Here is a 24258-nt window from a genome sequence, read left to right on the forward strand (position 1 = left end):
CGTGCCCTGCCGCGCGTTAAACCGTCATCTGCGTAAACACCTTGAACACCACTTGCCGTCAGGATGCGGGCAGGGGACCGGCGGGCTTTGCAGCGATTGCCGTTCGCAGCGGCGTCCCGGGGCCGATACGGCGCGGCGGATGGGCGGGGCGGCATTTCGATGGGACGGAACTTCGCCGGGATCGTTCTGACCGCGTGGGCCATGGTCCTTGCCGGGGCTTCGGGGGCGGCTGCCCTCGATCTGCTGGAGGATACCCATCTCATCGACATCCAGGCCGGATCGAACAGATCCTCGGCGGCGCAGGGGCTGAGCGTGGGGGGATACGAACTGGCAGATGGCGGCCGGGTGTCGTTCCGCGACTGGTACACCCCGCGTTTCCCCGACCTGTCGGTGCTTCTGCTGACCCAGGTTTCCGCGAATTTCGGGGTGATCTGGGGGTTCGGCACAGGCGAGCGGGCCCCCAAGTACCGGATCGAGCCCGCGTTTCATCTGGGCTTTGTCTACCAGACCCGGCCCTTCGACGGCGCGACCCTGTCGCTGAAGGCGACCCACCCGATCGGCGGGCGGCTGAGGGAATCGGCCTGCGTAGCGGATTACGGCGATATCGGCGGTGTCGTGCCGGTCAATTGCAGGCTGGCGGCAGACTTGCTGCCGCCAGAGGAAACGCTGAACTACCTGCTCCGTATGAAGGGGCGAAGCGATGCCCGGATCAGTCTGGATTTCGAGTTCCGGTTCTGATCACTTGATCGCGACGGGGGCCAGTGCCCGGGCAATGCTGGCCTCGCCACGGCCATGCAGAGCGGCGGAATAGTCCTTGATCGTGTCCTTGCGCGCGGTGTTCAGCAACTGGTTGGTGATCTGCGTCGGCGTTGCATTGGTGAACTTGCTGCCCAGAACCGCCGAATAGCCCGACACGATCGGGGCGGCAAAGGATGTGCCGTAAAGCCCGGTCGTGTTTCCGGTGACGCCGACGACAAGGAACTGATTCTGAACCGTCGCGTTGTTGCCCGCGGTGTTCGAATAGGAGGCCAGCGAGGCCGGCCGGTCCACCGAGCCATGCGCGCTGAGCGCGCCCACGAAGATCGCCGATTGCTTGCCGATCAGATCGCGGTTCAGGTAGTCCATATTGCCCGATGCGTTGGCGCTGCCGACCGCAACCCCGTCATTGCCGGCGGCCTTGACGACGACCGCCTTGCCGTCCCGGGCATAGGCGATGATCGAAGTCTCGCGCGCGCTCCAGCCGATTGTCGAATACCCCGCCTTGGCGACCATGCCATAGCTCAGGTTGAGGGTGTTCAGCCCCTTTTGCAGCGTCACGGCGCGGGTATTGGTGAAGTCTTGCGTGCGTACCGTCGCGCTCGGTGCCATCAGCTGGGCCTCGAGTGCGGTCCATTCCCCGTGACGAAGCCGTTCGGTCGTGCCGCGGAGATTGCCGCCATAGGTTTGCGTGCTGTTGAAATCGTCGATCACGGTGATCGTGGTGTTCTGCCCCTTGAACCCAAGGCTCCACGCCTGACCGATTTCCGACGGCATCCAGGGCCGAACCTCCTGCGCGGACGCAACAGAGGCAGTCAGTGTCAAGGCGGCTGCCTTCAGCGCCAGCGAGAGAGAGCGGATCAGCGTCATGCCGTCATTCCTTTCCTTCTGTTCCCCGCGACCGCAGCATTGCCGCAGAAGATGGCCGCAATGTGCCGTTTGCGGGCCCATTCCCGGGCGAGGACGCTTGCGCGCCGGGCTGCCGCCCCGTATCCCGGAACCATCGGCCCGGTTTGCGGACCGGGCCCGGACAGAGGTTCCGATGCGTCGCGCCCTTGCCCTGATTGCCGCCCTTGCCCTGGCCGCCTGTGTGCCGCCGGATCCGACAGCCGCGCCCGGGCCGATGCGCACCATGCGGGGCAATCTGGTGCTGCCAGACCCCTCCGATCCCGGCCGGTTCGAGGTCTTTGCCCGGGCGGGCGATTCCGGTGCGGATCTGTGGTGCGCGGCATCTGAGTTTGCCGAGCGCGAATTGCGCGTGCCGGTCAACCGGCGCATCTATGTCGTCACCCCGCGCGGCTCCAGCGCGGCCCGGCCCGGGGCCAGATCGGTCGTCTTCACCGTCGCACCCGATGCGGCCCTTCTGGCCGCGGCCGAGGCACTGCCCATGGGACTGACGATGGATGTAGGCCGGCCCGGGCGCAACTTCCTGCCGGTTCACGGGCGCACCGCCTGCCGACCGCTTTTCGAGCGCCGCTTCGGGCCAGGCTTCACGGTTCCGTGATCGCCCGGCCGAGAACGGTGCGTTTCCGGGAAAACCCGCCGGATGTGACAATTCGTGCCCCGGACAGCACCTGACTTTTGACGTAGGTCAAGTCCTTCGCACGAACATCGCTGTATCGACATCTCCCATGACACCCGATCCCCAGTCCTCGCGCCTTTCCGGCGGGCCCGGCGGTTTTCCGTTCGCGCCGCCGCTTCCGCTGTTCCTTCTCAACCCCATCCTCAGGCGGATCGTGCACCGTATCGCGGTGCAGAACCCCGACATGTTCGATCGGCTCGGGCCGCACCGGCATGCCTATTTCCTGATCGACCCGGTCGACATCCCGTTCATGCTGTATCTGCGCCCCGATCCCGAGGCGCTGGATTTCCGCGCCGTCGGCCGCAGGAATCCGCCACCGCATGCCGCGCGGATCTCGGGCAAGTTCCTCGATCTGCTGACGCTGATGGATACCGAGCAGGATGGCGACGCGCTGTTCTTCTCGCGCGATCTGATCGTGACCGGCGATACCGAGGCGGTGGTCTGCCTGCGCAATGCGCTGGACGATGTGGACGATCCGATTGCCGAAAGCGTGGCCGACATGTTCGGCCCGCCCGGGCGCGCCGCGCTGAACGCCCTGCGCCGTGCCGCCGAAAACGCCCAGAAACGGAAAGGGGCCAAGACATGAACGCCATGGTCAAGCCCGAGCTGATCTGCCCCGCGGGCACCCCCGCCGCGCTGCGCTCGGCGGTCGATGCAGGCGCGGATGCCGTCTATTGCGGCTATCAGAACGCCACCAATGCGCGCAATTTCGTCGGGCTGAACTTCACGCCCGAGGAGATGGAGAAATCCATCCGCTACGCCCATGACGGCGGCACCAAGGTTCTGATCACGCTGAACACCTTCCCGCCCGCGGGCAAGGTCGAGCTGTGGAAGGAGATGGTCGACCTGTCGGCGCGGCTGGGCGCGGATGCCTGCATCGTCGCCGATATCGCGGTGGCCGCCTATATCCGCGACAATTATCCTGACCTGCGGATTCACCTGTCGGTGCAGGCCGCCGCCTCGTCGCCCGAGGCGATCGAGTATTACGTCCGCGAATTCGGCGTAAAGCGTGTGGTGCTGCCGCGCATCATGACGATCAGCGAGATCAAGGGGCTGGTTCAGGAAATCCCCTGCGAGGTCGAGACCTTCATCTTCGGCAATCACGGCCTGATGGTCGAGGGGCGCTGTTCGCTGACCAACTATGTCACCGGCCAGTCGACCAACATGGACGGCGCCTGTTCGCCCGCGGCCTGCGTGAAATACGAACGCGCCGCCGATGGCAGCATGTCGACGATCCTGGGCGATTACATGATCGACCGCTTTGGCCCCGAGGAAACCGCAGGCTACCCGACGATCTGCAAGGGCCGCTACAAATGCGACGCGCGCGACGGCGGCTACTACGCCTTCGAGGAGCCGATCAGCCTGAACGCCTCGACCATGCTGCCCGACCTTATCAGTGCGGGGGTGCATGCCTTCAAGATCGAGGGGCGGCAGCGGTCGCGCGCCTATGTCAAGAAGGTGGTCGCCGCCTTCCGCGAGGCGGTCGATTCGATCATGGCCGGGCAGGAGCCGAAGCTTGCCGATCTCGTCGCGCTGACCGAGGGTCAGAAGCAGACCGAGGGCGCGCTCAAGACCAAGAAATGGAGGTGACGGCATGAACCCGTCTCTGACCCTGGGGCCGAACCTGTTTCACTGGCCGGCCGAGCAGAAGATCGACTTCTACAATCGCATCGCGGATGAAAGCCCGGTCTCGACCGTCTATCTGGGCGAGGTGATCTGTTCCAAGCGCACCCCCTATTTCGACGACGAGCACCTGCCCGCGGTGGCCGAGCGGCTGGAACGCGCGGGCAAGAAAGTGGTCTATTGCTCGTTCTCCGAGGTGGTCATCAAGCGCGAGCGCAACATCCTGATGGAATGGTCCCAGCAGGAAGGACGCGATCTGGAGGTGAACAATACCGCGGCCCTTCTGCACCTCAAGGACAAGCCGCACCGGATCGGCGGGCTTCTGAACGTCTATAACGAGGACACCATGGCCTATCTGGCAGGCCAGGGCGCAACCCATTTCAGCCTGCTGCCCGAATTGCCGCGCGCGGCCATCGCGCGGCTTGGCGAAAAGGCAAGGGAACTGGGTGTCGGCGTCGAGGTGCAGGTCTTTGGCCGGGCGTCGCTTGCGCTGTCGGCCCGCTGCTATCACGCCCGCGCGCATGAGCGGACCAAGGACAATTGCCAGTTCGTCTGCGGCGACGACCCGGACGGCATGACGCTGATGACGATGGACGAAAAGCCGTTCCTGACGATCAACGGCATCCAGACGCTGAGTTACGGCTATCTCGACCTGATGGCCGATCTTGACGACATGCGCGATATCGGGGTGACGCATTTCCGGGTGATGCCGCATACCTGTGACATGATCGCGGTGACACGGGCCTTCGACGACGTGCTGGCGGGCCGGATCGAAATGGCCGAGGGCGAGGCGCGCCTGCGCGGTCTCGGCATCGAGGCGCCCTTCGTCAACGGTTTCTATCGCGGCCGGGCCGGTCATGACTGGGTGCCGCGGGTGGCCGAACCGGCGTGACCCTTGCAGGTGGTGGGTTGACACCCACCCTACGCCTCTCACCCCACCCTACGCCTCTCACCCCATCGCACGCCCCGGCCCCGCGCCGGGGCGTTGCCTTTTGGTCCCGTCAGGCCCGTCGCCGCAACGCCGCAAGTCCGCCGAGCGCCGCCAGCAGCCCGAACCACGACGCGGGCAGGGGCGCCGACACCACGCTGGGGGTCTCGGTGAAGAAATCGTCGCCGGTCTCGTCGGAGAACAGGAACCACATTCCGGGCTGTGCGGTCATTGCCACCGAGGCGTCGCCGACGACGCAATCGGGGTCGGGTGGACAGGAATATGAATATTCGCCGTAGGAACGGACGTGGTCGCCTGCGGTGGAAGAGGCCGTGATCAAATCGTAGTCGATGGCCCCTGTCTGGATGAACAGCCACCAAGACGTTATGTTTGCCGACACATCCGTTGAAAATTCCACGAAGAAGAAGTTGCTGTAATGGTGCGTCCAGTCCCCATCGTCGAAAGTGAACTCGGTCAGTGTGGCGTTTGCGGACTGCCATGTCGAGCTGTGAAAGCCGCCCGATGCCAGTGGTGCGAACGAGATTCCGTTGGCCCCGGCCCAATAATAGGTCTCGGGGGCGAGGGCGAAATCCGTGTCGACATCGAGGCTGAAGGTCAGCGCCGTGGGATTGTCGAAGATTTTCGGAGTTATCCCGCCGCTCAAGTCCGGGTGAATAACGGCATTATAGGCGGTCTCGAAAGGAGAGCCCTGATAGACGAGAGTGGCGGCATCGGCGGAAGCGGGAAAAGTAACAGCGATAACAGGCAACAGCAAAAGAGGACGCAACATGAGAACCATCCGGAATGAACCTTAACCTCTGTTAAGGCTATCCCGGAAAGTGCTTGCTGTCTACGCGAATAGAACATTGGTTACAGCTACTTAAGGTTGATCTGCGCGGGATGCCGCGCCGTCATGGGCGTTCATCGCCCTTCCGCGAAGCGGCGCATGCGCCCCAGGGCCGACGAGGCTGGCGGGATTGTGCACGCAATGGACGCGGCCCTTGATCTCGCGCAGCGCCACGCGTATACGCCCCCGGTGGCCCGCTCGGGCCGCCCATCCACAATCAGGAAACGCCGTGGCCGCCCAACTCGCTTCGGGGGCGCGTCCGGCCAAGGAGAAGCGACATGAAACTGAATGAACTCCGTGACAACCCGGGTGCCGCGAAAAAGGCCAAGCGGGTCGGCCGTGGCCCGGGCTCGGGCAAGGGCAAGACCGCCGGGCGCGGCATCAAGGGTCAGAAATCGCGTTCGGGCGTGTCGATCAACGCCTTCGAGGGCGGTCAGATGCCGCTGTACCAGCGGCTGCCCAAGCGCGGCTTCAACAAGCCCAACCGCAAGGCCTATGCCGTGGTGAACTTGGGCCTGATCCAGAAATTCGTCGATGCCGGCAAGCTCGACGGCACGGTCGCGATCACCGAGGACGCGCTGGTGGCCTCGGGCCTCGTGCGCCGCAAGCTCGACGGCATCCGCGTCCTTGCCAAGGGCGAGGTGACGGGCAAGCTGACGCTCGACGTGACCGGTGCCTCGCGCGCGGCTGTCGAGGCGGTCGAGAAGGCGGGCGGCACGCTCAAGACCGCCGCCCCGGCCGAGGCGACCGAATAAGTGGTTGTTCGCAGGCCCCGGGCCGCTTACATCCTGACCTAGTTTTCCATTGCGCCGCCGGAGCCGGAAGACGGTTTCGGCGGCGTTGTCCTTGAACAGAGGCTCAGCATGGCATCTGCAGCAGAGCAAATGGCCGCGAACATGAGCTGGGGGGCCTTCGGCAAGGCCACCGAGCTGCGCCAGCGGATCTTCTATACACTCGGCCTTCTGATCGTCTATCGCCTGGGAACCTATATCCCGGTGCCCGGCATCGACGGCGTCGAGCTGCGCAACTTCATGGATCAGGCGGCGGCCGGTCTGGGGGGCATCCTGTCGATGTTCACCGGCGGCGCGCTGGGCCGGATGGGCATCTTCGCCCTCGGCATTATGCCCTATATCTCGGCCTCGATCATCGTGCAGCTTCTGGCCGCGATGGTGCCCCAGCTCGAACAGCTCAAGAAAGAGGGCGAGCAGGGTCGAAAGAAACTGAACCAGTACACGCGCTACGGCACGGTGTTCCTGGCGACCTTCCAGGCCTACGGGCTTGCGGTCAGCCTCGAGGCTGGGGGGCTTGCCTCGGATCCCGGCTGGTTCTTCCGCGCGGGCACGGTGATCACCCTTGTCGGCGGCACCATGTTCCTGATGTGGCTGGGCGAGCAGATCACCGCGCGCGGCGTCGGCAACGGCATCTCGTTGATCATCTTCGTCGGCATCATCGCGGAAATCCCCGCGGCGCTGGCGCAGTTCTTCAGCCAGGGCCGGTCGGGTGCGCTGTCGCCTGCGATCATCATCGGCGTGATGGTGATGGTGGTGGTGACGATCGCCTTCGTGGTGTTCATGGAACGCGCGTTGCGAAAGATCCACATCCAGTACCCGCGCCGCCAGGTCGGCATGAAGGTCTATGATGGCGGCTCGTCGCACCTGCCGATCAAGGTGAACCCGGCGGGGGTCATCCCGGCGATCTTTGCCTCGTCGCTGCTGTTGCTGCCGACCACCATCGCGACCTTCTCGCACAATCAGGCTGGCCCGGTGATGTCGGCGCTGCTGGCCTATTTCGGGCCCGGCCAGCCGCTTTACCTTGCCTTCTTCTCGGGCATGATCATCTTCTTCACCTATTTCTACACGTTCAACGTGTCCTTCAAGACCGAGGACGTGGCAGATAACCTGAAGAACCAGAACGGGTTCGTTCCGGGCATCCGACCGGGCAAGCGGACGCAGGAATATCTGGACTATGTCGTGACCCGCATCCTGGTGCTCGGCTCGGGCTATCTGGCGCTGGTTTGCATGCTGCCCGAAGTCCTGCGCGCCCAGCTTGCCATCCCGTTCTATTTCGGAGGAACCTCGGTGCTCATCGTCGTCTCGGTGACGATGGACACCATCCAGCAGGTTCAGTCCCACCTTCTGGCGCACCAGTACGAGGGGCTGATCGAGAAATCGCAACTAAGACGCAAGCGCAAAGGCGCAAGGAAAGGGACAGCGCGCAGATGAACATCATCCTGTTGGGCCCCCCGGGGGCCGGGAAGGGCACGCAAGCCCGCCGGCTCGTGGAGGAACGGGGCATGACCCAGCTTTCCACCGGTGACATGCTGCGCGAGGCGCGCAGCTCCGGCACCGAGATGGGAAAGAGGGTGGCGGCGGTCATGGATCGCGGCGAACTGGTGACCGACGAGATCGTGATCGGCCTGATCGCCGAAAAGCTCGAGGGCGGTGCCGGCGGCGGTTTCATCTTCGACGGCTTCCCGCGCACGCTGGCCCAGGCCGACGCGCTGGGCGCGCTTCTGGACAGCATCGGCCAACGGCTGGATGCGGTCATCGAGATGCGCGTGGATGACGAGGCCCTGGTGGCGCGGATCACCGCGCGTTCGACCTGCGCAAGCTGTGGCGAGGTCTATAACGACAACACCCGCCCGATTCCGGCCGATGGCAGATGCGTCAAATGCGGCGGGACCGAGTTCAGCCGCCGCGCCGACGACAATGCCGACAGCCTGCGCCAGCGTTTGATGGAGTATTACAAGAAGACCTCGCCGCTGATCGGCTATTACCACGCCAAGGGTCAGTTGTCCGGCGTGGACGGGCTGGGCGAGATCGACTCCGTTTCGGCCGAGATCAAGGCTTTGCTTGACAAGGCTTGACACTCCCCCTTGACGCGAAACGGGATTCGCCCTAGGCACGGCGTCTCGAACAGGAATCGACCTTTTGTCGCACGCGGTGGAAGCCGGGGTGGCAGGGGCAGAGCGGCCCGAAGGCAGCATGCTTTCGGGCCTCAGTTGTGAAAAAAGGCTCTGGCGCAACGGAGCCGCAACGAAAGGAAAGACACGCGTGGCACGTATCGCTGGCGTAAACATCCCCACCGGAAAGCGCGTCCCCATCGCCCTGACCTATATCCACGGAATCGGCCCGGCCTCGGCCGACGCGATCTGCACGGCCGTCGGCATCGACCTCACCCGCCGCGTCAACGACCTGACCGATGCCGAGGTGCTGGCCATCCGCGAGCATATCGACGCCAACTACACCGTCGAGGGCGACCTGCGCCGCGAAGTGCAGATGAACGTCAAGCGCCTGATGGATCTGGGCTGCTATCGCGGCCTGCGTCACCGCCGCAACCTGCCGGTCCGCGGTCAGCGCACCCACACCAATGCCCGCACCCGCAAGGGCCCGGCAAAAGCCATTGCCGGCAAGAAGAAATAAGGGAGGGCAGGACAGATGGCACGCGACAAGACCCGCATCCGCCGCAAGGAACGCAAGAACATCGCCGCTGGCGTGGCGCATGTGAACAGCTCGTTCAACAACACCAAGATCCTGATCTCCGATGTGCAGGGCAACGCGATTGCCTGGTCGTCGGCGGGCACCATGGGCTTCAAGGGCTCGCGCAAGTCGACGCCCTATGCAGCGCAGATGGCCGCCGAGGACGCTGGCCGCAAGGCGCAGGAGCACGGCGTCAAGACCCTCGAGGTCGAGGTCCAGGGCCCCGGCTCTGGCCGCGAATCGGCTTTGCGCGCGCTGGCCTCGATCGGCTTCAACATCACCTCGATCCGCGACGTGACCCCCATCGCGCATAACGGCTGCCGTCCGCCGAAGCGCCGCCGGGTCTGATCGGGACTTCTTTGCCCGGGCCGGATTCCCGGCCCGGGTTCGTCGCTATTTCCCTCGGGCGTTCTTCGCTGCGGACATGGGCGAAGGACAGGAATTGAGGAGACGCACATGATCCACAAGAATTGGCAGGAACTCATCAAGCCGGTGGCGCTCGAGATCAAGCCGGGCAACGATCCCGCGCGCCAGGCGACCGTCGTCGCCGAGCCGCTGGAACGCGGCTTCGGCCTGACGCTGGGCAATGCGCTGCGCCGGGTGCTTATGAGCTCGCTGCAGGGCGCGGCGATCACGTCCGTCCAGATCGACAACGTGCTGCACGAGTTCTCCTCGGTCGCAGGCGTGCGCGAGGACGTGACCGACATCGTGCTCAACCTCAAGGGCGTCGCGCTCCGGATGGAGGTCGAGGGGCCCAAGCGGCTGTCGGTTTCGGCCAAGGGGCCGGGCGTGGTCACCGCGGGCGACATCTCGGAAACCGCCGGGATCGAGGTGCTGAACCGCGAGCATGTGATCTGCCATCTCGATGACGGGGCCGACCTGTTCATGGAACTGACCGTGAATACCGGCAAGGGCTATGTCGCTGCCGACAAGAACCGCCCCGAGGATGCGCCCATCGGCCTGATCCCGATCGACGCGATCTACTCGCCGGTCAAGAAGGTCGCCTATGACGTGCAGCCCACCCGCGAGGGTCAGGTGCTCGACTATGACAAGCTGACTCTCAAGATCGAGACCGACGGCTCGGTGACCCCCGATGACGCGGTGGCCTTCGCCGCCCGCATCCTTCAGGATCAGCTGTCGATCTTCGTCAATTTCGACGAGCCTGAATCGTCGAGCCGCGAATCCGACGACGAGGGGCTGGAGTTCAACCCGCTCCTGCTCAAGAAGGTGGACGAACTGGAACTCAGCGTCCGTTCGGCCAACTGCCTGAAGAACGACAACATCGTCTATATCGGCGATCTGATCCAGAAAACCGAAGCCGAGATGCTGCGCACCCCGAACTTCGGCCGCAAGTCGCTGAACGAGATCAAGGAAGTGCTGTCGGGCATGGGGCTGCACCTTGGCATGGATGTCGAGGAATGGCCGCCCGAGAACATCGAGGATCTGGCCAAGAAGTTCGAGGACCAGTTCTGAAGGACGGTGGATTTCACCCACCCTACGCCAGACGGGTAGGGTGGGTGCCAACCCACCGCCGCGACGATACGGGCATTCCGCCCCAAGGAGAGCGGCCCGCACGCATGGGCTGCCGGACAAAGCAAAACCGCCCCAACGAGGGCAATGACGGAGAAAACACATGCGTCACGCTCGCGGCTATCGCCGCCTGAACCGCACCCATGAGCACCGCAAGGCGATGTTCGCCAACATGGCCGGATCGCTCATCGAACACGAACAGATCAAGACCACGCTGCCGAAGGCCAAGGAACTCAAGCGCATCGCCGACAAGCTGGTGACGCTGGGCAAGCGCGGCGACCTGCATGCCCGCCGCCAGGCCGCGGCGCAGCTGAAACAGGACGCGCATGTTGCCAAGCTCTTCGAGGTTCTGGGCCCGCGCTATGCCGAACGTCAGGGTGGCTATGTCCGCGTCCTGAAGGCGGGCTTCCGCTATGGCGACATGGCGCCGATGGCGATCGTCGAACTGGTTGACCGTGACCCCGAGGCGAAGGGCGCCGCCGACCGCGCCCGGGTCGAAGCCGAGGCCGAGTCCGAGGACTAAGCGTCGCAGGCACCGGATACGAAGAAGGCCCCACATGCCGGTGGGGCCTTCTTCATTTCGGGGGTCAGTCCGTGCCGGGCGCCCCGGCCGTGCCTCTCAGGCCATGATCTCGGCGCCCGCCCGGGGCTGGTTGTCCTCGATCATGCGGTCCACATCGAGCAACATTCGTTCGAGTTGGACGTCTGCAACGGGCGTCGCGCCCAGATATTCCAGAATGTCGGTGCGGATGCCGGCGGGCAGCCGCATGAGGCGATTGAAATGGTTGGGGTGGATTGTACGCACCGAATACTCCTTTAGACTATGACTTCACGCGCGTCTCCGCAGCGACAATTTAAGGTTGACTGAAAATCCTGCAACTTGTCTAAAAAGTCATGTTCGAGAAATCGGTGTTTGACAGGGAATTGAGGGTTCTCGACTCGTTGGCTCCTCAGGGGTACAACATCGGGCTACATATCAGGTTCACGTCCCCCCTGATGACCTTCCAGACGTATGATCCGGAGTGGCTGGTCTACTACACCGAACATGGATATGTCCTGCGCGACCCGATGGTGGCGTGGGGCTTCTCAACCACCGGCGCGACACGGTGGAGCAATCAGACAATCCCCGACCCGTTCGGCATCCTCAAGGAAGCGGCGCGGTTCGGCTTGAGGTACGGCGTGACGATCTCCTGGGGGCCGATCACCTCCAGGACCATTGCGAGCGCGGCACGAGCAGATCGGGAATTCGAGGATGCCGAGATCGCCAAGATCGAGTCCCTCGTGCGTCGGTTGCACGACATGACCGAGCCGCCGCAAGAGCTGACCAAGGCTCAGATCGAGGCGCTGAAATGCATCGCGGACGGCGACCGCCATGCGGCCGCTGCCGGCAAGCTGGGGATCTCGGAAAGTGCGCTCAAGGCTCGTCTGGCATCTGCCCGCGAGCGGCTGATGGCGCGCACGACCGCCGAAGCGATTCAGCGCGCAAAGGATTACAGGCTGCTTTGACGGCCGTCGCCCTCCGCAAGGTTTTCGACAACACCACCAACCCTGCAGGAGGCTCTTATGCAGACCACGACCCTTTCCTTCGAAAACATCCACAACCATGGCGAGCTGTTCGCCAACATGCTTCGTGCGCGGCGCGAGCTGTTCATCGAGCGCAACAAATGGGACCTGCCCGAGGCGCTGGGCATGGAATACGATCAGTACGACACCCCCGCCAGCCGCTGGGTCGTCGTCCATGACGAGCTGGGGCAGGTGCTGGCCGGTAACCGGCTGACGCCCACCACGGCGCGCTGCGGCATCTACACCTACATGATCCGCGACGCGCAGAAGGGGCTGCTGGACACGATCCCGGCGAACCTTCTGCACGACGAGGCACCGGTGGCCGAAACCGTCTGGGAAAGCTCGCGGCTCTTCGTGTCGCAGCGGGTGCCGCTGGCCCAGCGTCGGCCGATCTATTTCAACCTCGTGCAGGAACTGGCCAAGGCGGCCCGCAATCTGGGCGCCACGCAATGCCTGACGCTGCTGAACGCCAACTGGACCATGTGGTACAAGCGCGTCGGCATCGACATGACCGCGCAGGGCCCGGTGATGGAAATCGACGGCATCAAGAACCAGGTAGTGTCGATGAACTTCGCCTCGAACCTGCACTAGCCGCGTGTCGGCCTCCGCCGCGAGGGCGGGGGCCGTCCGGTCATTGCACTTGGCAGTCCGCACGCGCATATCCTTGGGCGAGCGCAAAAAAACGGATTGTGCCGATGACCCGCCTCGCTGTCCTTCTCTGCCTTCTTGTCCTTGCCCCGCCGCTTGCGGCCGAGGAACCGCGCGTGCCGGGCAGCCCGGCCGAGATCGCGCTGTCCTTTGCCCCCGTGGTGCGCCAGAGTGCGCCCGCCGTGGTCAATATCTACGCCCGCCGGGTGGTGGCCGAACGCCTGGGCCCGTTCGCGGACGATCCGTTTTTCTCTCAGCTTTTCCGCGATTTCGGCCGGGTCCAGCCGCGTGTCCAGAACTCGCTGGGTTCGGGTGTGATCGTGTCCGGCGACGGGCTGGTGGTTTCGAACTACCATGTGGTCGGCCAGGCGACCGAGATTCGCGTGGTGCTGTCGGACCGGCGCGAGTTCGATGCCGAGGTGCTTCTGGCGGATGAGGAATCCGACCTTGCCATCCTGCGCCTCAAGGGCGCGCAGGGTCTGCCCGCGCTGGCATTGCGCGACTCCGACACGGTCGAGGTGGGCGATCTGGTGCTGGCCATCGGTAACCCGTTCGGTGTGGGCCAGACGGTCAGCCAGGGCATCGTCTCGGGGCTGGCGCGTTCGGGCCTGTCGATCGGGGGCGGGCGGGGCTATTTCATCCAGACCGATGCCGCGATCAACCCCGGCAATTCGGGTGGTGCGCTGGTCGACATGGCCGGTCGGCTGGTAGGCATCAATACCGCGATTCTTTCGCGCTCGGGCGGGTCGAACGGCATTGGCTTTGCGATCCCGGCGAACCTGGTGATGCGCTTTGTCGATCAGGCGCGCGAGGGCCGCGACCGCTTTCAGCGCCCCTGGGCGGGTGTGTCGGGTCAGTCGGTCGATGCCGCGCTGGCCGAGGGATTCGGTCTTGACCTGCCGCGCGGGGTGGTGCTGACGCAGATTCATGCCGACAGCCCCTTCGGCAAGGCTGGGCTCAAGGTGGGCGATGTGGTGCTTGAGCTTGGCGGCGCGCCGGTGAACACGCCGCAGGAAATGCTGTTTCGCCTGTCGGCCGAGGGTGTCGGCGGCAAGATCGCCCTGCGCTACCTGCGCAAGGGACGCGAGGCAGAGGCGCGCGTTGTCCTGATCGCGCCGCCCGAGACGCCGCCCCGCGCGCCCGTGACGATTGCCGGGCGCAGTGTTCTGGCGGGGCTGTCGGTGGTCAACCTCAACCCCGCCGTCGCGCAGGAAACCGGCCTGCCCGGCGATGCGACCGGCGTTCTTGTCACCGATCCGGGCGAAGTCGGCGCGCGGGTCGGCCTGCGCGCGGGCGATATCCTGTTGCAGATGAACGACCGCGCGATCCAGACTACCCGGGATGTCGCCGAGGCCGCGCGCGCGGGCGGGCGCAACTGGCAGGTGGAATACCTGCGGAACGGCCGGCGCGGCCTGCTGCGCTTCCGGGTCTAGGCGGCAGGCATGGCCGATCTTTTCGACCGCATCGAGCCCGAGCAGCCCCACAAGGCTGGCCCCCGGCCGCTTGCCGACCGGCTGCGGCCGAGACGGCTGGCGGACGTGATCGGGCAGGAGCATATCCTGGGCCCCGATGGGCCGCTTGGCGTGATGCTTGCCTCGGGCAGCCTGTCTTCGCTGATCCTGTGGGGGCCGCCCGGCGTGGGCAAGACCACCATCGCCCGGCTTCTGGCCGACGAGACCGATCTGCATTTCGTCCAGATCAGCGCCATCTTCACCGGGGTCGCCGAGCTGAAGAAGGTGTTCGAGGCCGCCCGGATCCGCCATGCCAACGGGCAGGGCACGCTGCTGTTCGTCGACGAGATCCACCGCTTCAACAAGGCCCAGCAGGACGGCTTTCTGCCGCATATGGAGGATGGGACAATCCTTCTGGTCGGCGCGACCACCGAGAATCCGTCCTTCGAGTTGAACGCCGCCCTTTTGTCGCGCGCGCAGGTGCTGGTGCTGGACCGGCTGGATCTGGCGCATCTGGAACTGCTGGCCCAGCGCGCCGAACACGAGCTGGGCCGGGCGCTGCCGCTGACCGGGCCGGCCCGCGAGCAATTGCTGGAAATGGCCGATGGCGATGGCAGGGCGCTGGTGAACCTGATCGAGCAGATCGCGGCGTGGACGGTCGAGGGCGCGCTGTCGCCCGAGGCGCTGGCCAGACGGCTGCAACGGCGTGCCGCGCAATACGACAAGTCGGGCGAGGCGCATTACAACCTGATCTCGGCGCTGCACAAGTCGGTGCGCGGCTCGGACCCCGATGCGGCACTCTATTGGCTGGCGCGGATGCTGGAGGGGGGCGAGGATCCCCGCTTCCTGGCCCGCCGCATCACCCGCATGAGCATCGAGGATATCGGGCTTGCCGATCCGCAGGCGCAGACGATCTGTCTGGATGCCTGGGCCGTCTATGAGCGGCTCGGCAGCCCCGAAGGGGAACTGGCGCTGGCGCAGGCGGTCCTGTATCTGGCGCTCGCCCCGAAATCGAATGCGGGCTATGCAGCCTACAAGAATGCGCGGGCCGCGGCGAAACGCACGGGGTCCGAACCGCCGCCCAAGCACATCCTGAACGCGCCGACCCGGCTGATGAAGGAGCAGGGCTATGGCGCGGGCTACGAATACGACCACGATACCGAGGCCGGTTTCTCGGGGCAGGACTATTTCCCCGAGGCGATGAAGCGCGGGGTCTACTACAATCCCGTCGAGCGCGGCTTCGAGCGCGAGCTGAAGCGCCGGCTGGACTATTTCACCAAGCTGCGCGCGCAGCGGCAGGACGGCGGGTCGTAGCGGCAGGGGTTTCGCCCTGGCTTGCGCCAGGGCGACCGGCTGGGGGGCGCTGCCCCCCAGACCCCCCGGGATATTTGAGGCCAGAAGAAGGCAAGAGCGGGCGGTTGACAATTGCGGCCAAGGCGCAGATGGGAAGCCCATGACAGGCAATGGAACGATCCTTTCGGCGGCGCGGAGGCCGATGCCATGACCGGCGTGCAGACCCTGACCGTCGCCTCGGGCGAGGGCGAGCAGCGGCTGGACCGCTGGTTCCGCCGGCGCTTTCCGCATGTTCCCCAGACCCGCATCGAGAAGATGTGCCGCAAGGGCGAGATCCGGGTGGATGGCGGCCGGGTGAAACCCGCCACGAGGCTGGAAGAGGGCCAGCAGGTGCGCGTCCCGCCGCTGCCCGCGCCCGGCGAGGCGCCGCCGCGCGCCGCGGTCAGCGAGGCCGATGCCGCGATGATCCGCGCGGCCGTGCTTTTTCGCGACGACCATATCATCGCGCTGAACAAGCCGCCGGGGCTGGCGACGCAGGGCGGCAGCGGCCAGACCCGCCATGTCGACGGGCTGGCCGAGGCGCTGCGCTTCGGGCTGGACGAGAAGCCCCGGCTGGTGCACCGGCTGGACCGCGACACCTCGGGGGTGCTGCTGCTGGCGCGCACGCGTGCGGTGGCGGCTGCGCTGACCGCCGCCATTCGGGCGCGCGAGACGCGCAAGATCTACTGGGCCGCCGTCGCGGGCGTGCCGAGCCCGGCCATGGGCACGATCCGGTTCGGGCTTGTGAAGGCGCCGGGCCATGGCACCGGGGGCGAGGGCGAGAAGATGCGCTGCATCCATCCCGACAAGGTGGACAAGACCCCCGACGCCAAGCGCGCCGTCACCGATTACGCGGTGCTGTCGTCGCTGGCCAAGCGGGTGTCCTGGTGTGCGCTGGTTCCTGTCACCGGGCGTACCCACCAGCTGCGCGCGCATATGGCCGAGATCGGCCACCCCGTCGTAGGCGACGGCAAATATGGCGGCTCCGGCCAGGTGAACGAGGGCGAGGGCTGGGGCGCGCAGCTTGGCGGCGAGATCAGCCGCAAGTTGCACCTGCATGCCCGATACCTGCGGCTGGTCCATCCGGTCACCGGCAAGGCGCTCAGCCTCACCGCGCCGCTGCCCGAGCACATGAAACGCACCTGGGACATGCTGGGCTGGGCCGAAAGCGACGTGCCCGCCGACCCGTTCGAGGATCTCGCATGACCGGCCCAAGGCTGGCGCTGTTCGATGTGGACGGCACGCTGGTCGACAGCCAGTCCCATATCGCCGGGGCGATGGAGGCGGCCTTTGCCGCCGAGAACCTGCCCGCCCCCCGGCGAGAGGCCATCCTGTCCGTGGTGGGGCTTTCGTTGCCGCTGGCCATCGCCACGCTTGCTCCCGCCCAGTCCGAACCCGCCCGGGCCCGGATGCTGGACGCCTATCGCGAGACCTATTTCGGCCTGCGTGTCGGCACCGAGGCATCGCCGCTTTTCCCCGGTGCGCGTGCGGCGCTTGATGCGCTGGCCGGTGCCCCCGGTGTGGTTCTGGGCATCGCAACCGGCAAGTCGCGCCGCGGGCTCGAGGCGATCCTTGCCGCGCATGGCCTTTCGCAGCTTTTCGACACGCTGCAACATGCCGACGATCACCCCTCGAAGCCGCATCCCGCGATGGTGCTGGCCGCGCTTGAGGAAACCGGGGTGGCGCCCGGCGCTGCGGTGATGATCGGCGACACCAAGTTCGACATCGAGATGGGGCGCGCGGCGGGGGTGCGGACCCTGGCGGTGGGCTGGGGATATCATCCGGCTGACCGGTTGGCCGGGGCGGATGCGCGGATCGACGGTTTCGGGGCGCTGCCCGCGGCGCTTGACCGGCTCTGGGGAGGCAGCGCATGAGCGGATGGACCGCGAAACGGTTCTGGACGGCTGCCGATGTGGCCGAGGCCGGGGACGGGTTCACCGTGCTGCTGGACGGACGGCCCGTGCGTACCCCGGCCAAGGCCGAGTTCGTGCTGCCCACCCGCGCCATGGCCGAGGCCGCGGCCGCGGAATGGAACGCGCAGGAGGGCGCGTTGCGGCCCCAGACCATGCCCGTCACGCGCGCCGCCAATGCCGCCATCGACAAGGTGCGTGTCCAGCATGCCGAGGTCGCGGCACTGATCGCGGCGTATGGCGAAAGCGACCTGATCTGTCACCGTGCCGAAAGCCCTGCCGAACTGGTCGCCCGTCAGGCGGCAGGCTGGGATCCGCTGCTTGACTGGGCGCGCACGGCGCTGGGCGCGCCGCTCAGGCCGGGCCGCGGGGTTCTGCCTTGTGCCCAGCCCGGCGAAAGTCTTGCCGTGCTGGGCGGGCGGGTCGCGGCGCAGGACGCCTTTGCGCTGACCGCGCTGCATGACCTTGTGGCGCTGTCGGGGTCGCTGGTGATCGGGCTTGCGGCGTTGGAAGGGGCTGTGGCCCCGATCGAGCGGTTGTGGGATCTCTCGCGCATCGACGAGACTTGGCAGCAGGAGCAATGGGGCGTTGATGACGAGGCCGCCGAGGTTGCGGCGGCCCGGCGGCGCGACTTCCTTCAGGCCCGCCGCTTCCTCGATCTGGCCGCGCCGCCCGCCTGAGACCCGGTCCCGGCGCCTGACTGCCCATTCTTCGGGCGGGGCCGCTGCTGCGGCGAATGGCGTGCCGACGCAGGCCCGGATGGGGCAGTGCGGCCTTGACCTGTCGGCGGGAATTTGCCCAAACTTGGCGCGCCGAGGGGGAAGCGGCCTTATGTCTGCCTCCCTTCCAAACCCCGCAGGGGTCAAGAAAAGCCGCCCGAGAGGTGGATATTCAGGAAGAGGTAAACATGAAGTATTCCGTTTTTCTGGGCGCGCTGACCGGTGCCGGTCTTGCCGCCGGGGCAGTGGCGGCCGGGACGCTGGACGACGTCAAGGCCCGCGGCAAGGTGAATTGCGGCACCAATACCGGGCTTGTAGGCTTTGCTGCGCCGGATGCGAATGGCGAGTGGCAGGGTTTTGACGTTGCGCTCTGCCGGGCCGTTGCGGCGGCCGTCCTCGGCGATCACAGCGCGGTCGAGTTCGTCTCGACCACCGGCCGGACGCGATTCACGGCATTGGCCTCGGGCGAGATCGACCTTCTGGTGCGCAACACGACCTGGACCTTCACCCGCGATGTGGACCTGAAATTCACCTTCGTCGGCGTCAACTATTATGACGGCCAGGGCTTCATGGTGCCGAAATCGCTGGGCGTGACCTCGGCCAAGGAACTCGATGGCGCGACCATCTGCATCCAGACCGGCACCACGACCGAACTGAACCTTGCCGACTTCTTCCGCACCAACAACATCAGCTACGAGCCCGTCCCGATCGAGACCAATGCCGAGGGCCAGCAGCAATACCTGGCCGGGGCTTGCGACGCCTATACCACCGACATTTCGGGGCTGGCCGCGACCCGCGCCACGTTCGAGGATCCGACCGCCCATGTGATCCTGCCTGAGATCGTGTCCAAGGAGCCGCTGGGCCCGCTGGTCCGCCACGGCGATGATGAATGGGCCGATGTGGTGCGCTGGACGCTGTTTGCGCTGATCGCGGCCGAGGAATATGGCGTGACCTCGGCCAATATCGACGAACTGGTTGCCAATCCGGCCTCCAACCCCGAGATCAGCCGCCTGCTTGGCACCGAGGGCGATCTGGGGCCGATGCTGGGCCTTTCCGTCGACTGGGCCGTAAAGGCGATCAAGGCCGGCGGCAATTACGGCGAGTTGTTCGAGAAGTTCATCGGCCAGAACACCCCCATCGGCCTGCCGCGCGGGCTGAACGCGCAATGGACCGATGGCGGGCTGCTTTACGCCCCGCCGTTCCGGTAGGGCCAGATCACAAGGGCGCGGGACATCCCGCGCCCTTCGCCTATCTGGCACTGGGACAGGAAAAACCCGGGCAGGGTGCGCCACCGGCAGGGGTGCCCAGGACAGGTCATCGCCCGGGGGCAGCCACAGGGAGCGCCCGCCATGACCATGATGACAGCCCCGCCGAAGCAGACCTTCCGTGTGGGCATGCTGATCCATGACACGCGCTATCGGTCGCTGACGATCCAGATCGTCGTGCTGAGCGCCGCGATGCTGATGGCCGCCTGGCTCATCAACAACACGATCCAGAACCTTGCCGTGCTGGGCAAGCCGATCAGTTTCGGCTTCCTGTCCTCGGCCGCGCAATACGACATCAACCAGATGCTTGTGTCCTATACCAACCAGGACACCCACCTGCGCGCCGCCTTTGTCGGGCTTCTGAACACGCTGCTGGTGGCGGTGCTGGGCTGCGCGCTTGCCACCGTGCTGGGCGTGCTGATCGGCGTGCTGCGGCTGTCGAAGAACTGGCTGGTGGCGCGGCTGATGACGGCCTATGTCGAGATCTTCCGCAATGTCCCGGTACTGCTCTGGATCGTTTTCGCCATGGCGATCCTGATCGAGACGCTGCCCACCCCGCGCGACTTCCGCGGCGAGGAGGCGACTGCCTCGATGCTGCTGGGCGACAGCATCGCGATCACCAATCGCGGCGTCTACATCCCCGAACCGCTGTTCTCCCGCTCGCTGGGCGATCTGCCCCTGCCCGGCGCCGTCGCGATCAGCCTCGATCTTGTGGCGATCCTCGCGCTGTTGGCGGGCGGGCTTGCCGCCAGTGCCGCCATCCGCCGCCGGGCCGAGCGGATCCAGAACGCCACCGGCAAACGCCCCGCAACATGGCATCTGCGGCTTGGCGTGATCGTGCTGCCGCAGGCCGCGCTGCTGGCCGCGCTGGGCTTCCATCTGGGCTACCCGGAACTGCGCGGCTTCAATTTCCAGGGCGGTATCCATCTGCGCAACTCGCTGCTGGCGCTCTGGCTGGCGCTCTCCTTCTACACCGCCGCCTTCATCGCCGAAATCGTCCGCGCCGGGATTCTGGCCATCGACCGGGGCCAGACCGAGGCCGCCGCCGCGCTGGGCCTGCGCCCGGGCCGGATCATGCGGCTGGTGATCCTGCCCCAGGCGCTGCGCGTCATCATCCCGCCGCTGATCTCGCAATACCTGAACCTGACCAAGAACTCCTCGCTCGCCATCGCGGTGGGCTACATGGACATCACCGGCACGCTGGGCGGGATCACGCTGAACCAGACCGGGCGGGAACTGGAATGCGTGCTGCTGCTGATGCTGGTCTATCTGGCGATCTCGCTCATCATCTCGGCGGTGATGAACTGGTACAATGCCCGTGTCCGGTTGGTGGAGCGCTGAGATGCCGGGCCAACCCTTCGTCCGCAGCCATATGCTGCCCGAACGCGCCCCTCCCGCAACCGCCGCGGGACCGCTGCTGTGGCTGCGCGAGAACCTGTTTTCCTCCTGGTTCAACGCGATCCTGACGCTGCTATCCTTGGGGTTCGTCTGGTATGTGCTGGCCCATGCGCTGCCCTGGATCGTGCAGTCGAGCTGGACCGCCAATTCGCTGACCGAATGCCGCCAGCAGATCGCCGCCAGCCACGGGCCGGGCACCTCCGGCGCCTGCTGGGCGGTGATCCGCGAACGCTATCTGCAACTGATCTTCGGCTTCTATCCCTCGCGGCTCTACTGGCGGCCGATCCTTGCCTTCGGCCTGACGCTGGCCGCGCTGGCCCCGATCCTGTTCCCCGCGCTGCCGCGCCGCCTGCTCTGGCTCTCGTCCACGGTGCCCTTCCTCGTGCCCTGGCTTTTGTGGGGTGGCTCGCTCTGGCTGCCGGTCTCGATCGCGCTGGGGGCCGTGCTGGGCTATGCCGCCCTGCGGCTTGTCACGCCGCTGGCCGGGTCGCTGGCGGGGGTGATCGCGGCGGGGCTGGTGCCGGTGCTCTGGTGGCTTTTCGGCGCCGGTCCCGCGACCGGTCTGCTGCAATCGGCACTGCCGCTGGCCATCGACAGCGTGCAAAGCCGCGCCTTCGGCGGCTTCATGCTGTCGATCACCATCGGCATCGTCGCGATCACCTGTTCGCTGCCCATCGGCATCCTGCTGGCGCTGGGGCGGCAATCGGACCTGTTCATCGTCAAGACGCTTTGCGTCGGCTTCATCGAGTTCATCCGCGGCGTGCCGCTGATCACGCTCCTGTTCGTGGCCTCGCTCCTGCTGAACTATTTCCTGCCGCCGGGCACCAGTTTCGACATCATCCTGCGCGTCATCATCATGGTGACGCTGTTCGCCGCCGCCTACATGGCCGAGGTGATCCGCGGCGGGCTTGCCGCCCTGCCCAGGGGCCAGTACGAGGCCGCCGCCGCGCTGGGGCTGGATTACTGGAAGGCGCAGCGGCTCATCATCATGCCGCAGGCGCTGAAGATCTCGATCCCCGGCATCGTCTCGACCTTCATCGGGGTGTTCAAGGACACCACGCTGGTCTCGATCATCGGGCTTCTCGACCCGCTCGGCTTCTCCAACGCGATCCGCGCCGATACCGCCTGGAACGGCATCGTCTGGGAGCTTTACGGCTTCATCGCCGCGCTGTTCTTTGTCTTCTGCTTCGCCATGTCCCGCTATTCGATGTATCTCGAGCGCAAGCTCGCGACCGAACACCGCTGAGGAGGTCCGCGCCATGTCCGACCCGAGCAATGCCCGCGACATCGACCGCTCGCGCATGGCCGTCCGCGACGAAGTCGCGATCCGGATCGCCGGCATGAACAAGTGGTATGGCAGCTTCCACGTCCTGCGCGACATCGACCTGACCGTGCATGTCGGCGAACGCATCGTGGTCTGCGGCCCCTCCGGCTCGGGCAAGTCCACCCTGATCCGCTGCATCAACCGGCTGGAGGAACATCAGTCGGGCAGCATCGTCGTGGACGGGATCGAACTGAGTTCGGATCTGAAGAATATCGACAAGGTGCGCTCCGAAGTCGGGATGGTGTTCCAGCATTTCAACCTCTTTCCGCATCTGACGATTCTGGAGAACTGCACGCTGGCGCCGATCTGGGTGCGCAAGGTACCCCGCAGGGAGGCCGTCGAGACGGCGATGCATTTCCTCGAAAAGGTCCGCATCCCCGAACAGGCACTGAAATATCCCGGCCAGTTGTCGGGCGGCCAGCAGCAGCGCGTCGCGATCGCGCGCGCGCTGTGCATGCGGCCCCGGATCATGCTGTTCGACGAACCGACTTCGGCGCTCGATCCCGAGATGATCAAGGAAGTGCTCGACACCATGATCGCGCTGGCCGAAGAGGGCATGACGATGCTGGTGGTCACCCACGAGATGGGCTTTGCCCGGCAGGTCGCGAACCGCGTGATCTTCATGGATCAGGGCCAGATCGTCGAGCAGAACGCCCCCGAGGCGTTTTTCGGCAATCCGCAATCGGACCGCACGAAACTGTTCCTGAGCCAGATCCTCGGGAATTGAGGCGGGTTTCGGCTTGCCCTGGCAAGCCGACGCGGCCGGGGGGCGCTGCCCCCCGGAACCCCCCGGGGTATTTTGGCCAAGAAGAAGGGGATGTCGGCTTTGCGACGCGGATCGGACAGAAAAGCCGACGACAGCCGGAAATAGGGGCGGTTTCGGGCATCCGGTGCCTTGGCATGATTCCTGCTTGGGGCGGGTAGCGAGCTTCGACCGGTTCGCCCCCCAGAGATCCGCCCGCCGGGCAGCCACAGACAGGAAAAGCAAATGGCCATCGTGACTTTCTCTTCGCCGCTGATGCACAAGGACAAGGCGGTCTACGCCATCGCAGGCGACACCAAGACCATCCTTGCCCTTGCCGAAGAGCACCGGATCCCGATTCCCTTTGAGTGCCGGGACGGAAATTGCGCGTCCTGCCTGATCGAGGTGAGCTATGACGAGCCCGAGCGGAAGAAGGCCATCATGCTGACCGAAAAGGAAAAGACGACGCTGAAGGAGCTGGGCAAGCTGACCGCGCAGGAGATCGAGGATGCCGAGGTGCGCGACATGCCGCCCCGCTACCGGCTGGCCTGCCAGTTCATCGCGCGCGACGAGGACGTTACCATTACCTTTACCGGAACGCCCGGCGGCGCCGATTGAGGTGCGGCTTCCGGCCGGGTCAGGGAGTGATGTCGCGCGGTGTGACGAACTCGACGACCCGGCCGGTGCCCGGGATGACCTCGCTCCAGTCGGCGGCGTCGAATTCGGCCACCAGCGTCGCACAGGTTGGATAGGTCACAAAACGCTGCGTTCCAGGCGGCCGCTGCAACAGCCGCGCGGCGAATTCGGCAATGCCGGGATTGTGGCCGAGCATCAGGACCGGCGATGCGGCGCAATGCTTCAGCACGTCCAGCATGCGTTGCGCAGGCGCGTGGTAAAGAGCGGGATCGCGCCGCATCACCGCGCAATCGCCCAGCACCGGGGCCATCAGTTCCCAGGTCTCGACCGTGCGCCGCGCGGTCGAGGCGACCACCTCGGCCGGGACATGCCCACGCGCGGCCAGCCATTCGGCGATCCGGGGGGCGGCGTCGCGGCCGCGCGCGTTCAGCGGGCGGTCATGGTCATCCTGCCCCGGGTCGTCCCAGCTCGATTTCGCATGGCGGACCAGGATCAGGCGCAGGGTCATCGGCGGGCCGTCTTGCT

General features: G+C 65.8%; 28 protein-coding genes. 24 read left to right on the forward strand and 4 right to left on the reverse strand.

What is annotated here, in order from left to right; translation table 11 throughout:
• Positions 1–159: 159 nt before the first annotated feature.
• The gene (locus GH815_RS07695) at positions 160–738 is read left to right on the forward strand and encodes a hypothetical protein (RefSeq protein ID WP_153748188.1); all 579 of its coding nucleotides are present in this window, start codon (positions 160–162) and stop codon (positions 736–738) included.
• Here the strand turns inward: GH815_RS07695 and GH815_RS07700 are convergent, their stop codons facing one another.
• Positions 739–1626: a S8 family serine peptidase gene (locus tag GH815_RS07700; RefSeq protein ID WP_170290318.1), complete on the reverse strand. Its 888-nt coding sequence runs from the start codon at positions 1624–1626 to the stop codon at positions 739–741.
• Positions 1627–1798: 172 nt separating this feature from the next.
• On the opposite strand from GH815_RS07700, the gene GH815_RS07705 reads away from it, so the two are divergent.
• The 4 genes from GH815_RS07705 (at position 1799) to ubiV (ending at position 4853) form a co-directional block, all read left to right on the forward strand.
• The gene (locus GH815_RS07705) at positions 1799–2260 is read left to right on the forward strand and encodes a hypothetical protein (RefSeq protein WP_153748190.1); all 462 of its coding nucleotides are present in this window, start codon (positions 1799–1801) and stop codon (positions 2258–2260) included.
• Positions 2261–2387: 127 nt separating this feature from the next.
• Positions 2388–2924 carry a ubiquinone anaerobic biosynthesis accessory factor UbiT gene (gene ubiT, locus GH815_RS07710; protein WP_246176353.1) on the forward strand — a complete coding sequence of 179 codons (537 nt, stop codon included), beginning with the start codon at positions 2388–2390 and terminating at the stop codon, positions 2922–2924.
• Positions 2925–2929: 5 nt separating this feature from the next.
• Positions 2930–3928 (forward strand): ubiquinone anaerobic biosynthesis protein UbiU, encoded by a 999-nt coding sequence (gene ubiU / locus GH815_RS07715; RefSeq protein ID WP_153748270.1) that lies wholly within the window; start codon positions 2930–2932, stop codon positions 3926–3928.
• Between the two features lie 4 nt (positions 3929–3932).
• Entirely contained in the window at positions 3933–4853 is a 921-nt protein-coding gene (gene ubiV / locus GH815_RS07720; RefSeq protein WP_153748191.1) for a ubiquinone anaerobic biosynthesis protein UbiV, read from the forward strand.
• Positions 4854–4962: 109 nt separating this feature from the next.
• Here ubiV and GH815_RS07725 read toward each other — a convergent pair whose 3' ends face one another.
• Positions 4963–5679 (reverse strand): hypothetical protein, encoded by a 717-nt coding sequence (locus GH815_RS07725; protein WP_153748192.1) that lies wholly within the window; start codon positions 5677–5679, stop codon positions 4963–4965.
• A gap of 335 nt (positions 5680–6014) precedes the next feature.
• Here GH815_RS07725 and rplO point away from each other — a divergent pair, with 335 nt between their 5' ends.
• From rplO to rplQ, 7 genes are all read left to right on the forward strand, one after another.
• On the forward strand, positions 6015–6491 hold the full coding sequence (gene rplO, locus GH815_RS07730) for a 50S ribosomal protein L15 (protein ID WP_153748193.1): 477 nt from the start codon (positions 6015–6017) through the stop codon (positions 6489–6491).
• 108 nt (positions 6492–6599) lie between these two features.
• On the forward strand, positions 6600–7958 hold the full coding sequence (gene secY / locus GH815_RS07735) for a preprotein translocase subunit SecY (RefSeq protein ID WP_153748194.1): 1359 nt from the start codon (positions 6600–6602) through the stop codon (positions 7956–7958).
• Positions 7955–8602 carry an adenylate kinase gene (locus GH815_RS07740; protein WP_153748195.1) on the forward strand — a complete coding sequence of 216 codons (648 nt, stop codon included), beginning with the start codon at positions 7955–7957 and terminating at the stop codon, positions 8600–8602. The genes secY and GH815_RS07740 overlap by 4 nt, the downstream gene beginning before the upstream one ends.
• A gap of 187 nt (positions 8603–8789) precedes the next feature.
• The gene (gene rpsM, locus GH815_RS07745) at positions 8790–9158 is read left to right on the forward strand and encodes a 30S ribosomal protein S13 (RefSeq protein ID WP_343030714.1); all 369 of its coding nucleotides are present in this window, start codon (positions 8790–8792) and stop codon (positions 9156–9158) included.
• A 15-nt stretch (positions 9159–9173) separates the two neighbouring features.
• Positions 9174–9563 carry a 30S ribosomal protein S11 gene (gene rpsK, locus GH815_RS07750; protein ID WP_153748196.1) on the forward strand — a complete coding sequence of 130 codons (390 nt, stop codon included), beginning with the start codon at positions 9174–9176 and terminating at the stop codon, positions 9561–9563.
• 108 nt (positions 9564–9671) lie between these two features.
• Positions 9672–10688 (forward strand): DNA-directed RNA polymerase subunit alpha, encoded by a 1017-nt coding sequence (locus tag GH815_RS07755; RefSeq protein WP_153748197.1) that lies wholly within the window; start codon positions 9672–9674, stop codon positions 10686–10688.
• Between the two features lie 160 nt (positions 10689–10848).
• Complete coding sequence (rplQ, locus tag GH815_RS07760) at positions 10849–11268, forward strand: 50S ribosomal protein L17 (protein ID WP_153748198.1); 420 nt, start codon at positions 10849–10851, stop codon at positions 11266–11268.
• Positions 11269–11364: 96 nt separating this feature from the next.
• Here rplQ and GH815_RS07765 read toward each other — a convergent pair whose 3' ends face one another.
• Positions 11365–11550, reverse strand: coding sequence for a hypothetical protein (locus GH815_RS07765; RefSeq protein WP_153748199.1), 186 nt, complete (start codon positions 11548–11550; stop codon positions 11365–11367).
• Between the two features lie 89 nt (positions 11551–11639).
• Here GH815_RS07765 and GH815_RS07770 point away from each other — a divergent pair, with 89 nt between their 5' ends.
• From GH815_RS07770 to GH815_RS07825, 12 genes are all read left to right on the forward strand, one after another.
• A complete protein-coding gene (locus tag GH815_RS07770) occupies positions 11640–12251 on the forward strand; it encodes a helix-turn-helix transcriptional regulator (protein ID WP_153748200.1) in 612 nt (203 codons plus the stop codon).
• Positions 12252–12308: 57 nt separating this feature from the next.
• Positions 12309–12899, forward strand: coding sequence for an acyl-homoserine-lactone synthase (locus GH815_RS07775; RefSeq protein ID WP_153748201.1), 591 nt, complete (start codon positions 12309–12311; stop codon positions 12897–12899).
• 104 nt (positions 12900–13003) lie between these two features.
• Positions 13004–14389: a Do family serine endopeptidase gene (locus GH815_RS07780; protein WP_153748202.1), complete on the forward strand. Its 1386-nt coding sequence runs from the start codon at positions 13004–13006 to the stop codon at positions 14387–14389.
• 9 nt (positions 14390–14398) lie between these two features.
• Complete coding sequence (locus GH815_RS07785) at positions 14399–15721, forward strand: replication-associated recombination protein A (RefSeq protein WP_153748203.1); 1323 nt, start codon at positions 14399–14401, stop codon at positions 15719–15721.
• A 186-nt stretch (positions 15722–15907) separates the two neighbouring features.
• On the forward strand, positions 15908–16945 hold the full coding sequence (locus GH815_RS07790; protein WP_153748204.1) for an RluA family pseudouridine synthase: 1038 nt from the start codon (positions 15908–15910) through the stop codon (positions 16943–16945).
• Positions 16942–17613, forward strand: coding sequence for an HAD-IA family hydrolase (locus GH815_RS07795; RefSeq protein WP_153748205.1), 672 nt, complete (start codon positions 16942–16944; stop codon positions 17611–17613). Before GH815_RS07790 ends, GH815_RS07795 begins: the two co-directional genes overlap by 4 nt.
• Positions 17610–18329 (forward strand): ATP12 family chaperone protein, encoded by a 720-nt coding sequence (locus GH815_RS07800; RefSeq protein WP_153748206.1) that lies wholly within the window; start codon positions 17610–17612, stop codon positions 18327–18329. Before GH815_RS07795 ends, GH815_RS07800 begins: the two co-directional genes overlap by 4 nt.
• A gap of 227 nt (positions 18330–18556) precedes the next feature.
• Positions 18557–19576, forward strand: coding sequence for an amino acid ABC transporter substrate-binding protein (locus GH815_RS07805; protein WP_153748207.1), 1020 nt, complete (start codon positions 18557–18559; stop codon positions 19574–19576).
• 141 nt (positions 19577–19717) lie between these two features.
• Positions 19718–20974 carry an amino acid ABC transporter permease gene (locus GH815_RS07810; protein WP_153748208.1) on the forward strand — a complete coding sequence of 419 codons (1257 nt, stop codon included), beginning with the start codon at positions 19718–19720 and terminating at the stop codon, positions 20972–20974.
• A gap of 1 nt (position 20975) precedes the next feature.
• Entirely contained in the window at positions 20976–22277 is a 1302-nt protein-coding gene (locus GH815_RS07815; RefSeq protein WP_153748209.1) for an amino acid ABC transporter permease, read from the forward strand.
• A gap of 13 nt (positions 22278–22290) precedes the next feature.
• Positions 22291–23082 carry an amino acid ABC transporter ATP-binding protein gene (locus GH815_RS07820; protein WP_153748210.1) on the forward strand — a complete coding sequence of 264 codons (792 nt, stop codon included), beginning with the start codon at positions 22291–22293 and terminating at the stop codon, positions 23080–23082.
• 261 nt (positions 23083–23343) lie between these two features.
• Positions 23344–23715, forward strand: a complete 372-nt coding sequence (locus GH815_RS07825; protein WP_153748211.1) for a 2Fe-2S iron-sulfur cluster-binding protein — start codon at positions 23344–23346, stop codon at positions 23713–23715.
• Between the two features lie 19 nt (positions 23716–23734).
• Here GH815_RS07825 and GH815_RS07830 read toward each other — a convergent pair whose 3' ends face one another.
• Positions 23735–24241 (reverse strand): SixA phosphatase family protein, encoded by a 507-nt coding sequence (locus GH815_RS07830; RefSeq protein ID WP_153748212.1) that lies wholly within the window; start codon positions 24239–24241, stop codon positions 23735–23737.
• Between the last annotated feature and the right edge of the window lie 17 nt (positions 24242–24258).

The organism is Rhodovulum strictum, assembly GCF_009649175.1.
GTDB lineage: Bacteria > Pseudomonadota > Alphaproteobacteria > Rhodobacterales > Rhodobacteraceae > Rhodovulum > Rhodovulum strictum.

Coding starts and splice junctions, on each gene's coding strand:
- GH815_RS07705 (WP_153748190.1), top strand. CDS start 1,799: ATGCGTCGCGCCCTTGCCCTGATTGCCGCCCTTGCCCTGGCCGCCTGT.
- GH815_RS07805 (WP_153748207.1), top strand. CDS start 18,557: ATGAAGTATTCCGTTTTTCTGGGCGCGCTGACCGGTGCCGGTCTTGCC.
- GH815_RS07780 (WP_153748202.1), top strand. CDS start 13,004: ATGACCCGCCTCGCTGTCCTTCTCTGCCTTCTTGTCCTTGCCCCGCCG.
- GH815_RS07820 (WP_153748210.1), top strand. CDS start 22,291: ATGTCCGACCCGAGCAATGCCCGCGACATCGACCGCTCGCGCATGGCC.
- ubiV (WP_153748191.1), top strand. CDS start 3,933: ATGAACCCGTCTCTGACCCTGGGGCCGAACCTGTTTCACTGGCCGGCC.
- GH815_RS07700 (WP_170290318.1), bottom strand. CDS start 1,626: ATGACGCTGATCCGCTCTCTCTCGCTGGCGCTGAAGGCAGCCGCCTTG.
- GH815_RS07785 (WP_153748203.1), top strand. CDS start 14,399: ATGGCCGATCTTTTCGACCGCATCGAGCCCGAGCAGCCCCACAAGGCT.
- GH815_RS07725 (WP_153748192.1), bottom strand. CDS start 5,679: ATGTTGCGTCCTCTTTTGCTGTTGCCTGTTATCGCTGTTACTTTTCCC.
- rplQ (WP_153748198.1), top strand. CDS start 10,849: ATGCGTCACGCTCGCGGCTATCGCCGCCTGAACCGCACCCATGAGCAC.
- GH815_RS07740 (WP_153748195.1), top strand. CDS start 7,955: ATGAACATCATCCTGTTGGGCCCCCCGGGGGCCGGGAAGGGCACGCAA.
- GH815_RS07800 (WP_153748206.1), top strand. CDS start 17,610: ATGAGCGGATGGACCGCGAAACGGTTCTGGACGGCTGCCGATGTGGCC.
- ubiT (WP_246176353.1), top strand. CDS start 2,388: ATGACACCCGATCCCCAGTCCTCGCGCCTTTCCGGCGGGCCCGGCGGT.
- ubiU (WP_153748270.1), top strand. CDS start 2,930: ATGGTCAAGCCCGAGCTGATCTGCCCCGCGGGCACCCCCGCCGCGCTG.
- GH815_RS07795 (WP_153748205.1), top strand. CDS start 16,942: ATGACCGGCCCAAGGCTGGCGCTGTTCGATGTGGACGGCACGCTGGTC.
- GH815_RS07770 (WP_153748200.1), top strand. CDS start 11,640: ATGTTCGAGAAATCGGTGTTTGACAGGGAATTGAGGGTTCTCGACTCG.
- GH815_RS07755 (WP_153748197.1), top strand. CDS start 9,672: ATGATCCACAAGAATTGGCAGGAACTCATCAAGCCGGTGGCGCTCGAG.
- GH815_RS07810 (WP_153748208.1), top strand. CDS start 19,718: ATGACCATGATGACAGCCCCGCCGAAGCAGACCTTCCGTGTGGGCATG.
- GH815_RS07695 (WP_153748188.1), top strand. CDS start 160: ATGGGACGGAACTTCGCCGGGATCGTTCTGACCGCGTGGGCCATGGTC.
- rplO (WP_153748193.1), top strand. CDS start 6,015: ATGAAACTGAATGAACTCCGTGACAACCCGGGTGCCGCGAAAAAGGCC.
- GH815_RS07790 (WP_153748204.1), top strand. CDS start 15,908: ATGACCGGCGTGCAGACCCTGACCGTCGCCTCGGGCGAGGGCGAGCAG.
- GH815_RS07775 (WP_153748201.1), top strand. CDS start 12,309: ATGCAGACCACGACCCTTTCCTTCGAAAACATCCACAACCATGGCGAG.
- GH815_RS07825 (WP_153748211.1), top strand. CDS start 23,344: ATGGCCATCGTGACTTTCTCTTCGCCGCTGATGCACAAGGACAAGGCG.
- rpsK (WP_153748196.1), top strand. CDS start 9,174: ATGGCACGCGACAAGACCCGCATCCGCCGCAAGGAACGCAAGAACATC.
- GH815_RS07815 (WP_153748209.1), top strand. CDS start 20,976: ATGCCGGGCCAACCCTTCGTCCGCAGCCATATGCTGCCCGAACGCGCC.
- GH815_RS07830 (WP_153748212.1), bottom strand. CDS start 24,241: ATGACCCTGCGCCTGATCCTGGTCCGCCATGCGAAATCGAGCTGGGAC.
- secY (WP_153748194.1), top strand. CDS start 6,600: ATGGCATCTGCAGCAGAGCAAATGGCCGCGAACATGAGCTGGGGGGCC.